Source organism: Pseudomonas sp. BCA17 (assembly GCF_004519405.1).
Lineage (GTDB): Bacteria > Pseudomonadota > Gammaproteobacteria > Pseudomonadales > Pseudomonadaceae > Aquipseudomonas.
This window is the reverse complement of the sequence record NZ_SGWI01000005.1, coordinates 31,659-43,281: the sequence shown is the minus strand read 5'-3', so window position 1 is coordinate 43,281 and position 11,623 is coordinate 31,659. Positions and strand designations below refer to the sequence as shown.

The window sequence follows — 11,623 nt, the reverse complement described above, 5'->3', positions numbered from 1 at the left end:
GGTCCCGCTGCCGATATTGCCCTACATACCTAAGCTGGCTCCAACAACAATACCGCCCAGCACTCAGATCAAACTTTGCGGAGCATTCGATGAACAGCTGGTTCGGTAACATCAGCGTCAACCTCAAACTGGGCCTGGGCTTCGGCCTGGTGCTTGTCCTCACCTCGATTCTGGCATTGACCGGCTGGACCAGCCTGAGCGGGCTGATCGACCGCAGCAACTGGATGAGCGACATTACCCAGCTCAACGCCTCGCTGACCAAACTGCGCATTGCGCGCCTGCAATACATGCTCGCCGCCGGCGACGAAACCGTGGCCCAGAACGTACAAACCAACCTGGATGGCTTCGCCGCCCAGCAACAGAAACTGCTGGACAGTTTCAAGAGCCCGGAAAACCTCAAGCTGCTCAATGAGCAGAAAGCCGTCATTACCGCCTATCAACAGTCCCTGAACAAGATGCGAGAGGCGTACCGTAATGGCAACGCCTCACGCCAGGTGATGGGCGACAAGGCCGATATCGCCAACGCACAGATCAACGCGCTGGAAGCCAGCGTGAAGCAAATGCCTGACAGCTCGGAGCACCTGGCCCAATTCCAGGCCGTGGCCGACGCGAAGATGCAGTTCCAACTGGCGCGCTTTGAAGTGCGCGGCTACACCGGCGATGTCAACCCTGACACCGAAGCCCGCGCCGCCGCACAGATTGAAAAAACCATTGCCAGCTTGAAAGACCTCAACACCGTCTTCGGCGCCAGCCAGCAAAGTGCACTGACGGCACTGGAAACCGCACTCGGTGCTTACCGCAGCGCCCTGCAGAACTACAAGGCGGCTAACGCGAATATCGTCACTGCCCGCGCCGAAATGACCACCCAGGGCACCGACATCGTCACCATCAGTGACAAGCTGTATGACATCCAGCTCAATCGTCGCGATGTCGAAAGTGCCCAGGCCCGCAGCCTGCAATTGATCAGCACGTTGCTGGCGCTGCTGGTTGGCATCATCGCGGCATGGGTCATCACCCGCCAGATCACACGCCCACTGCAAGACACTCTGGAGGTGGTTGAACGCATCGCTTCCGGCGACCTGAGCCACAACATCCAGGTCACTCGTCGTGATGAACTGGGCGTGCTGCAACAAGGCATCCAGCGCATGGGCACCACCTTGCGTGAACTGATCAGCGGCATCCGTGACGGTGTGACGCAGATCGCCAGCGCCGCTGAAGAATTGTCGGCCGTTACCGAACAGACCAGTGCAGGCGTCAACAGCCAAAAGATCGAGACCGATCAAGTGGCCACCGCCATGCACGAAATGACCGCTACCGTGCAGGAAGTGGCGCGTAACGCCGAGCAAGCCTCCCAGGCGGCCTCCAACGCTGATGGCCAGGCTCGCGAGGGCGACAAGGTAGTGGCCGAAGCCATCGCACAGATCGAGCGCCTGGCTGAAGAAGTGGCGCGCTCCACCGACGCCATGGCGCACTTGCAACAAGAGAGCAACAAGATCGGCAGCGTGATGGACGTGATCAAGGCCGTGGCCGAGCAGACCAACCTGCTGGCCCTCAACGCCGCCATCGAAGCGGCGCGTGCCGGTGAAGCCGGGCGTGGGTTTGCGGTGGTCGCCGATGAAGTGCGTGGCCTGGCCCAGCGCACGCAGAAATCCACGGAAGAAATCGAAGACCTGGTCGCCGGCTTGCAGAACGGCACTCAGCAAGTGGCCAACGTGATGAACAACAGCCGTAGCCTGACCGACAGCAGTGTCGAGCTGACCCGCAAGGCCGGTGTGTCGCTGGAAAACATCACCCGTACGGTGTCGAACATCCAGTCGATGAACCAGCAGATTGCAGCGGCGGCCGAACAGCAAAGCGCCGTGGCTGAAGAGATCAGCCGCAGCATTGTGAATGTGCGTGATGTGTCGGAGCAGACGGCTACTGCGAGTGAGGAGACGGCCAAGTCGAGCGTTGAATTGGCACGATTGGGTAGCCAGTTGCAGCAGATGGTCAGTCATTTCCGGGTTTAAAAAACCAAAAAGCCGCCTCGGCCTGAACCGAGGCGGCTCCACTCCTCAGACCTTAGCGGTCATCGAAGCTGTCCCGCAGGAACTTCCAGACGTGATAAGCACGCAGGCAGTTCACTACGAGGTTCCACGTACGTCGTGCAAACTTAGACATACTCGGCCCTCCGTGAGTTGGGCCTTACCTCCAGCACACTTACCGGAACACGCGGGCCTTCGGACGCAGGTCGAATGCGTTCTTTGAGGTGGCCGGGCTAATGGTCCTTCCGCATCAATCCGGCACGGATTACTAGCCCGTGGCGGTCGGTCCAGAATTCGCGCGCCGACCCAACTCACCTAAAAGCGACAAACGCAGAACGGGGAGGATCCTAACCAGGATTCTTGCCGAAGGTGTGTCATGCAGTGGTCAAATACTCAGTATCGCCCGATAGATTCATTACAAGCTTTTACAGTCTAATCAGGCATTAAAGAAATGCCTGAAGACGATCCATACCCGCCATCGTTCAGCCTTGCGTGATGATGTAACCAGCGTTAGTATCGGCTTGCAGGTCGAAAGCGTTCTTTGAGATAGCAACCCCAGCCACTAACTGGGCTTGCAAAAAACCGCCCTAATGAGGCGGTTTTTTATTGCCTGCGATTTACCGATCAGCCGACTCATGAACGGATCACTGCTGCTCATCTCTCGCAAGCATCAGGGCAATCGACATAGCACTCCGACGCCTGGCTTCGTCGAAGAGCCGTAGAAGCGCATGACAACCCGCCCGTGGATGGAAGCCCCCATTACAGAGACGAAAACCCAGCGCCCAAACTCCCACTCCGTGCCAGAAAGCGCCCCGGCCGCTGACCATTCGCCTGCCCATCGCTGTAGCTCAACACCCCGTTGACCCATACCCCATCGATGCCCTCCGCCGCGCGCCGCGGTTCCTTGAAGTCCGCCACATCGCGCACGCGCAACGGATCGAACAACACCAAGTCGGCCCAGTACCCTTCGCGGATTTCACCCCGCTCAACCAAGCCAAAACGCGCCGCCGACAAGCCGGTCATCTTGTGCACCGCCGTGTGCAACGGGAACAACCCTACATCCCGACTGAAATGCCCCAGCACCCGTGGAAACGCACCCCACAAACGCGGATGGGGGAACGGGTCTTCAGGCAACCCATCCGAACCTACCATCGACAGCGGATGCGCGAGGATACGTCGTACATCCCCCTCATCCATTCCGTAGTACACCGCCCCCGCCGGTTGCAGACGACGCGCCGCGTCCAGCAGCGAAACATTCCACTCGGCAGCGATATCCTGCAGGTCACGCCCGCCGACTTCCGGGTGTGGCGTTGACCAGGTGATAGTGATGCGAAACGCATCAGTGACTTGCTTCAAATCCAGGGTCGATGAACTGGCCGCATAGGGATAACAATCACAACCCACCGGATGGGTTTTCGCCGCCAGCTCAAGCGATGCCAACAACTGCGGACTGCGCCCCCAATTACCCGCACCGGCACATTTGAGGTGAGAAATGATCACCGGCGCCTTGGCATGTCGACCGATCAGAAACGCCTCATCCATGGCCTCCAGCACCGGTTCGAATTCACTGCGCAAGTGGGTGGTGTACACCGCACCGAAGGCCGTCAGCTCCTCACTGAGTTGCAGCACCTCATCGGTCTCGGCATTGAATGCGCTGGCGTAGGCCAGGCCTGTGGACAAGCCGAGGGCGCCGGCTTCGAGGCTCTCGCGCAACTGCACGCGCATGGCCGCGATTTCATCCGCGGAGGCGGTGCGGTACAGGTCGTCCATATGGTTGCTGCGCAACGCAGTGTGGCCGATCAACGCCGCAACGTTCACCGCCGGATGCGCGTCCTCCACGGCTGAGCGGTAATCGGCAAAACGCGGGTACGTGAAGGCCTCACGGGTGCCCAACAGGTTCATCGGGTCCGGCGGATCATTGCGCAAGCTCACAGGCGATGCACTGATGCCACAGTTGCCGACAATCACCGTGGTCACGCCCTGGCTGAGCTTGGGCAGCATCTGCGGATGTCGGATCACCACCGTGTCGTCGTGGGTATGCACGTCGATGAAACCCGGCGCCAGCACGCGGCCCGCCGCTTCGACTTCATGTTCGGCCACGGCCGCCGACAAATCGCCTATCGTCTCGATACGCCCATCGCGCAGGCCCACATCGGCCACATAGCCTGGCGTGTTGCTGCCGTCCATGATCAGCGCTTGGCGAATCAACGTGTCGTACTTCATATCAATCTCCAAGCGGCAGGCTGTCGGGGCCGCCGCGATAATCGTCCAGGGCCAGCTTGATCCGGCGCAGGCGCTCCTGGTTGTCGTCCGGCTGGACCAACGCCAGCTCGGTGGCGAGCAAGTCGATGGCCAGCAGCATTCCGTAGCGCGCCGCGGTGGGCTTGTAGATGAAACTGGTTTCGGCCGGTTGCAGCGGCAACACCACGTCCGCCAACTGTGCCAACGGCGAGTTGGCCAGGGTGATGGCGATAATCCGCGCGTCGTAGTTGCGCGCCAGTGCGACCACGTCGAGCAGTTCAGGGGGCAGGCCGGTGAGCGAGCAGACGATCAGCGCCTGTTCCGGCCCCAGCGTCGCCGCCGTGACACGCATCATCACCGGGTCATGGCAGGCGGCAATCGGATAGCCCAGGCGTACCAGTCGCACTTGTAACTCGTCACTGCACAGGCTCGACGGGCCGCCCATACCGAATGCGTGAATCATCCGCGCCTTGCCCAGCACGCTGACCGCATCGACAAAACTCGCCTGGTTAAAACCCGACAGATGCTGGCGCAGCGTGACTTCGATATCGCCGAGTATCTGGCGATGAAAGGCCGACTGCTCCGGCAGCCCGGCCGGGTCCAGAAAGCGGCTGCCCACCCCGCTGGCCTGGGCCAGCTGCAGGCGCAAGTCACGCAGATCACGGCAGCCGACGCTGCGGGCAAAACGCGACAAGGTCGCCGTGCTGACCTCGGCCCGTTGGGACAACTCTTCCAGGCTGGCGGACGCGGCAAAGCCCACGTCGTCCAGCATCAGCCTGGCGATACGCCCTTCGCCGGCGCTGAAGGAGTCCTGGCGGGCGCGGATCTGGTAGAGGATGTCCATGGGGGCTCCGGGTTACAGGATGAGGCTCATAAAACAACAGACAAGCCGTAGGTCAGGCCAAAAGCGACCACGGAGATCAGGGTCTCCAGCACGGTCCAGGTCTTGAAGGTCTGGATCACCGTCATATTGAAGTATTCCTTGATCAGCCAGAAGCCGCCGTCATTAACGTGGGAAAAAATCACCGAGCCGGCACCAGTCGCCAGCACCAGCAATTCCGGGTGTGGATAACCCAGGCCCATCGCGACAGGCGCTACGACACCCGACGCGGTGGTCATTGCCACCGTGGCCGACCCCGTGGCGATCCGCATCAGCGCGGCAAACAACCAGCCCATCACCAGCGGCGACAGATGAAACGCGTGGGCCAGGCCAAGAATTTCGTTAGTCACACCGGCATCCACCAGGATGCGGTTCAAGCCGCCGCCCGCGCCCACCAGCAACGTGATACTGGCGGTCGGCGCCAGGCATTCGTTGGTGAACTTGAGGATCGATTCGCGATTGAAGCCTTGGGCCAGGCCCAAGGTCCAGAAACTCACTAACGTCGCCACCAGCAACGCGATCACCGAGTTGCCGATAAACAACAGGAACTGGTTGAACCCAGTACCCGGAGTGGAAATCACGTTGGCCCAGCCGCCGATCATCATCAACACCACCGGCAACAGGATAGTGCCCATGGTCAGGGCAAAGTTCGGCAAGCGGGTGCGTGGTTCGCGTTCGATGAACTGGCGTTCCAGCGGGTTTTCCGCCGGCAGGTGAATACGCGGCACGATGAACTTGGCATAGACCGGGCCTGCAATGATCGCCGTCGGAACACCGATCAAAATCGCATACAGCACGGTCTGCCCCACCGACGCGTTATACGCCAGCACCGCCATCATCGCCGCTGGATGCGGCGGCACCAGCGCATGTACCACCGACAGGCCGGCGACCATCGGCAGGCCGACCATCAGGATCGACACGCCCACTCGCCTTGCCACGGTAAACGCGATGGGCACCAGCAACACAAACCCGACCTCGAAAAACAGCGGCAGCCCCACCAGAAACGCTATGCACACCATCGCCCAATGAGCGTTGCGCTCGCCGAAGCGATTGATCAGCGTACGCGCCACCTGCTCGGCGCCACCGGATTCAGCCATCATCTTGCCGAGCATCGTGCCCAGCGCCACCACCAGCGCAATATGCCCCAGGGTTTTACCGACGCCCGCTTCATACGACCCCATGATCGTGTCCGCCGGCATCCCGGCCATCAGCGCCAGACCGATGGAGACCAAGGTGATGACGATAAATGGATTGAGTCGGTAACGTGCAATCAGCACGATCAACGCAATGATGGCGATGGCAGCGTATGCCAATAGCCCGAAGCCCGGTGATGCGGCCATGCGGTACTCCTTGGAAAGGGTCACGTCGAATAGGTTGTGAAACTCATAAATCATTACCCGGTAGCATTTTCAATTTTTGTGAAAGTAATTTTCGCCCACGGATAAGCGCCGTCGCGTTGGGACATGCCCAACACCCGTGCATGAAAATTCAGGGGGTGTTCTTACATGAAGATCAGAGAACGTCGAAACTCAGGCGCCAGCCTCCAGTCATAGAATGCGCATCCACTCACGCTCAGGAAAACCGACCATGATTCGCCCATCCCTCGCTGCCGGCGCCCTGCTGCTTGCCCTGTGCGGCACCGCTTCGGCCGCCGATAACGCCATGTTGAAAAAGTGCATGGACAACGCCAACACCACCGCCGACATGGTCGGCTGCAATACCCAGGCCGCCAAAGTACAGGACGAGCGCCTGAACAAAGCCTACAAGACTGCGCTCGCGGCCCAGGACGGCCCGCGCAAACAGCAACTGCAAGACGTGCAGCGCCTGTGGATAAAATACCGCGATGCCAATTGCGCCTTTGCAGGCAGTGCCACCGGCGGCACCATTGATCAGGTCAATGGCTCCGGCTGCGTGGTGGACATGACCCAGACACGTGCCCAGGAACTGGAAGACCTGGTCGGGCCATAAGGCATGGCAACACCCTCTCCCCGTAGGAGCGAGCTGGCTCGCGAAAAACCTGAGAGCACCGTGTGCATTCAGGATACCCGCGTCATCCTTGACGATTTTCGCGAGCGAGCGCCTACAGGAGATTCAGTCGTGGTGGACTTTGGCGCGTTTGAGCAGCTTCTTGCAGCGCTCCGACAGATGCAGCACCCGCAGGTGCTTGCCGGCCTTGGTGTAGCGCTCACGCAAGGTCATCAGCGCGGCAATCGCTGAGTAATCGACGAAACTCAGGTGACGGCAGTCCAGCGTGACCTGGGCCGGGTCGTTGGCCGGGTCGAACCGGTTCAGGAACGGCGTGGTCGAGGCAAAGAACAACGTGCCATGCAGGCGATAGAGTTTGCTGCCATCGGCCTCCAGATGCTCATCGGCGTACAGTTCACGCGCCTGTTGCCAGGCGAAGTTCAGCGCCGCAATTACGATGCCGCAGAGCACAGCGGTTGCCAGGTCGGTGAACACGGTGATCACGGTCACCGCAAGAATCACCAGCACATCATTGAGCGGCACCTTGTTGATCACCCGCAACGACGCCCAGGCGAAGGTCTGCTGGGACACCACGAACATCACGCCCACAAGGGCCGCCAGCGGAATGCGCTCGATCAACGGTGACAGGAACAGAATGAACAGCAGGATCATCACCCCGGCAAACACCCCGGAAAAGCGCCCACGCCCGCCGGAGCTGAGGTTGATCACGGTTTGCCCGATCATCGCGCAACCGCCCATGCCACCAAACAGCCCCGAGACCATGTTCGCCGCGCCCAGGGCTACGCTTTCGCGGTCCGGGTAGCCACGGGTTTCGGTGATTTCATCGGTCAGGTTCAGGGTCAGCAAGGTTTCCAGCAGGCCGACCATCGCCATCAGGAACGCATAGGGCGCAATGATGCCGAGGGTTTCCAGGGTCCAGGGGACGTGCGGCAGCGCAAAGGTCGGCAAGCCGCCGGCGATGTGGGCCATGTCGCCCAATGTTCGCGTAGGCAGGCCGAGCAGGTACACCGCCAGGCCCACGCCTAGAATCGCCACCAATGCAGGCGGCACGGCGCGGGTCAGGCGTGGCAGCAGATAGACGATGGCCATGGTCAGCAACACCAGGCCCGCCATCACATACAGCGGCGTGCCGCTGAGCCAGGTGTCACCGCTCTTGAAGTGCTCCAACTGCGCCAGCGCGATGATGATCGCCAGGCCGTTGACGAAGCCGAGCATCACCGGATGCGGCACCATGCGCACCAGCTTGCCCAGGCGCAGCAGGCCAAAGGCAATCATGATCAACCCGCCCAGCAACACCGTCGCCAGCAGATACTCCACGCCGTGCTGCACCACCAATGCGACGATCACTACTGCCATCGAGCCGGCCGCACCCGAAACCATACCCGGCCGGCCGCCGAACAATGCGGTGAGGGTGCAGATAATGAAGGCGCCGTAGAGCCCCATCAGCGGGTTGAGATGGGCCACCAGGGCAAAGGCGATGCATTCGGGCAACAGCGCAAAAGACGTGGTGAGGCCGGCCAGGGCATCGGCGCGCAGACGGGTGAGGTTCATGAGGTACCAGGGCATTGCGGGGGATAAGGCGGGGAATGGTACGGAATTGAGTCGGGTGGGGATAGTCTCGAAGGTGGAGTCGCTGCTATCGGGAGCAAGCTCCTTCCACATTTGACCAAGTTCCACCGTTGGAATACAGGCAAATGTGGGAGTTAGCTTGCTCCCGATGAGCGCGGCCCGGTATCAAGCGAACATCAGACCATCTCGTGACGAATCCACTCGACAACCGACGTGCGCTTGGGCACCCAACCCAGCAGCTCACGGGCATGCTTGCCGCGCACACGGCTGTTGGAACCCAGGCCATAGTTGGCCATTTCATAACCCCACTCGGCTTCAGCCTCGGCCAATGGCCAATCCTGGGGCTGCCCCAGCTTGAGGGCTTCGGCGATGGCGCGGGTCATGTCGACAAACGCCGCTTCGCTGCTTTCCACAAAGTAAAACGTGCCCGGTACATTCTTGGTCAGCGCCAGCAGGTACAGCGCCACCACGTCTTCAATGTGCACGTTGGACCAGATGTTCTGCCCCGGGCCCACATGGCGCACCACCCCGCTCTTGCGTGCCTGCTTGAGCAAGCGCGGCAATTGCACGCTGTCACGCTTCACGCCCAGGCTGTGGCCGTAGATCAGGGTGTTGCAGATCACCGCCGAGTTGACGCCGTCCTGGGCGGCCGCAAGGATCAGATTGTCGATGGCCACGCGCGCAGCCTTGTCGACCGTCGGCTCCGGCAAGTTGTCTTCGAAATAGATGACATCGCTGGCCTTGCCGCCCGATGCATCACCGACAATGCTCGAACCGCTGGTGTGCAGGAAGGGCTTGTTCGAGCCCTTCAAGGCGGCGAGCAACGTTTCTACCGCACCACGATGATCGCTGCTGGCCGCGTTGATCACCGCATCGGCTTGCCGGGCCTGGGCGGTCAGAATAGCGACATCATCAAGGGTACCGATCACTGGGGTGATGCCCAGGGCGGTCATTTCAGCGGCCTGTTCGGCGCTGCGCACCAAACCGGTCACGGCATGGCCGGCCTGGACCAGGCCGGTGGCGATGGAGCCGCCGATAAAACCGGCTGCACCGGTTACGAATACGTTCATGGAGTGTGCTCCTGACGGGGGTAAGTGATGGAGCCAGTATCAGCGGCCCATCCTTGTCGAATAAGTCCCCTTCGCCCAATTCACTCTTGCGTTCAAGTCACGAATCAGCGGGCATACCGCGCCAGCTTGGCCTGGATAAAGTCCAGGAAGCACTGGATGCGCAGCGCCAATTGCGAGTTGCGGTAAAACACTGCGTTGATCGGCTGGCGATAACCGCTGTTGAACGCCTCCAGCACCGGCACCAGGCGCCCGGCGTTGATGTCGTCGATGGTCATGAAGTTGGACAGGCAGCAAATGCCCTGCCCTTCCAGCGCCAAGTGACGCAGGGTTTCACCGCTGGAAGCGGCGATGCCGGGCTGGATCAGCCAGCGGTCGCCTTCCACATGACGCAGCGGCCAGTGGTTAAGGGTTTCGGTCTGGGTGAACCCCAGCAACGTGTGATCCGCCAATTCGGCCACCGTGCTCGGCGTGCCGTACCGCTTGAGATAGGCGGGGCTGGCCAGGATGTGCAGCGGCGACCAGCCCAGTGAGCGGGCATGCAGAGTCGAGTCGGCCAACGCACCGATACGGATGGCAATGTCGGTGCTCTGTTCCAGTAGGTCGATGATCAGGTCATCGCTGTTCAGCTCCAACTGGATCTCGGGATAGAGGCGGCGAAACTCGGCGATGTACGGCACGATCCCATGCAGCATGAACGGCACGGCAGCATTGATGCGCAAACGCCCGGCAGGTTTTTTCTGGCGTGACGACAGGCGCTCCTCCAGCTCATCCATCTGCGCCAGGATCACCTTGGCCTGCTCGAAAAAGTACTTGCCCTCTTCGGTCAGGTCCATGCGCCGCGTGGTGCGGTTGATCAGGGTGATGCCGAGCTTGGCTTCGAGGCGCGACAAGGTGCGGCTGACCGCCGACGGCGTCTGTCCGATCTGCTCCGCCGCGGCAGAAATCGAGCCGCACTCAATCACGCTGACGAAGGTTTGTAGCTCATCGGATCGGGCTTTCACAGGCTGTCCTCTCTATCGGGTCAGCGCAGCTTACACCGAGCGGTTCAACCGCCAATCAGCAAATGCCCACCCAGCAGCGCCATGCCGACAAAAAACACGCGTTTGAACAGCCCGGCGCTGATCCGTTGGCGCAACAGCTGGCCGAGCCACATCCCCAACAGCGCGGGCAGCAGCGCCAACAGCGACGCATTGATTTCCCCACCGCCTAACGTGCCACGCCAGGCCATGCCGGCCGCCAATGCCAGCGTGGACACGGTGAACGACAGCCCCAGCGCCTGCACCAGTTGATCGCGGTTCAAGCCCAAGGCCTGCACATACGGCACCGCAGGAATCACGAAGACGCCGGTGGCCGAGGTAATGACACCGGTGATCAGCCCACACAGCGGGCCCAGCCAACGTTCGGTCGCAGGCTTCAGCTTAAACGTGGGCAAGAACAATCCGCTCAGCGCATACACCAGCAACGCGCCGCCCAACGCACGCACCGCCCCATGGCCACCGTCCATTCCCAGCCACAGCGTGCCAAGCCCGGTGCCGAGAAAAATCAGCAGCAGCATCGGCCACAAGCGCTTGAGCAAGTCATTCAGGTGGCCGCCGAAGGCCAGCTGCCAGAGGTTGGTGACCATCGAAGGAACGATCAGCAACGCCGCAGCCTGCGCCGGCAACATAGCCAGCCCGAGCAGCCCCATGGCTACGGTGGGCAGGCCAAGGCCAATCACACCCTTGACGGTACCGGCCAGTAGAAACGTGCCGACCACCAGTACAGTCAAAGCTGGGCCTGCATTCTGGTAAAACGCGAGGAAAGTAGTCATGGGACGATTGTGGCGCTTTTCGATCAGGCCGAAAATTCGCCAT

At 61.0% G+C, this 11,623-nt stretch carries 9 protein-coding genes and 1 pseudogene; 3 read left to right on the top strand and 7 right to left on the bottom strand.

Annotation, left to right across the window (positions count from 1 at the left end; translation table 11 throughout):
• Window positions 1-89: 89 nt before the first annotated feature.
• Both EXW71_RS29430 and EXW71_RS29425 read left to right on the top strand, forming a co-directional pair.
• A pseudogene (locus EXW71_RS29430) lies at window positions 90-1,106 on the top strand (methyl-accepting chemotaxis protein); the annotation flags it as partial.
• Between the two features lie 39 nt (window positions 1,107-1,145).
• Complete coding sequence (locus EXW71_RS29425) at window positions 1,146-2,009, top strand: methyl-accepting chemotaxis protein (protein WP_372241336.1); 864 nt, start codon at window positions 1,146-1,148, stop codon at window positions 2,007-2,009.
• Window positions 2,010-2,783: 774 nt separating this feature from the next.
• On the opposite strand, the gene EXW71_RS18720 is transcribed toward EXW71_RS29425, so the two are convergent.
• The 3 genes from EXW71_RS18720 to EXW71_RS18710 are packed head-to-tail and all read right to left on the bottom strand — an operon-like array spanning window position 2,784 to window position 6,485.
• Window positions 2,784-4,247: an amidohydrolase family protein gene (locus tag EXW71_RS18720; protein WP_134660242.1), complete on the bottom strand. Its 1,464-nt coding sequence runs from the start codon at window positions 4,245-4,247 to the stop codon at window positions 2,784-2,786.
• Between the two features lies 1 nt (window position 4,248).
• Window positions 4,249-5,109, bottom strand: a complete 861-nt coding sequence (locus EXW71_RS18715) for a MurR/RpiR family transcriptional regulator (protein WP_123715924.1) — start codon at window positions 5,107-5,109, stop codon at window positions 4,249-4,251.
• A gap of 26 nt (window positions 5,110-5,135) precedes the next feature.
• On the bottom strand, window positions 5,136-6,485 hold the full coding sequence (locus tag EXW71_RS18710) for a gluconate:H+ symporter (RefSeq protein ID WP_123715959.1): 1,350 nt from the start codon (window positions 6,483-6,485) through the stop codon (window positions 5,136-5,138).
• Window positions 6,486-6,732: 247 nt separating this feature from the next.
• On the opposite strand from EXW71_RS18710, the gene EXW71_RS18705 reads away from it, so the two are divergent.
• Window positions 6,733-7,113, top strand: a complete 381-nt coding sequence (locus EXW71_RS18705) for a lysozyme inhibitor LprI family protein (RefSeq protein ID WP_123715923.1) — start codon at window positions 6,733-6,735, stop codon at window positions 7,111-7,113.
• 123 nt (window positions 7,114-7,236) lie between these two features.
• Here EXW71_RS18705 and EXW71_RS18700 read toward each other — a convergent pair whose 3' ends face one another.
• The 4 genes from EXW71_RS18700 to EXW71_RS18685 form a co-directional block, all read right to left on the bottom strand.
• A complete protein-coding gene (locus EXW71_RS18700) occupies window positions 7,237-8,682 on the bottom strand; it encodes a SulP family inorganic anion transporter (RefSeq protein ID WP_134660243.1) in 1,446 nt (481 codons plus the stop codon).
• Between the two features lie 194 nt (window positions 8,683-8,876).
• A complete protein-coding gene (locus tag EXW71_RS18695) occupies window positions 8,877-9,770 on the bottom strand; it encodes an NAD-dependent epimerase/dehydratase family protein (protein WP_134660244.1) in 894 nt (297 codons plus the stop codon).
• Between the two features lie 104 nt (window positions 9,771-9,874).
• Entirely contained in the window at window positions 9,875-10,771 is an 897-nt protein-coding gene (locus EXW71_RS18690; RefSeq protein ID WP_134660245.1) for a LysR family transcriptional regulator, read from the bottom strand.
• Between the two features lie 44 nt (window positions 10,772-10,815).
• Window positions 10,816-11,580 (bottom strand): sulfite exporter TauE/SafE family protein, encoded by a 765-nt coding sequence (locus tag EXW71_RS18685; RefSeq protein ID WP_134660246.1) that lies wholly within the window; start codon window positions 11,578-11,580, stop codon window positions 10,816-10,818.
• Between the last annotated feature and the right edge of the window lie 43 nt (window positions 11,581-11,623).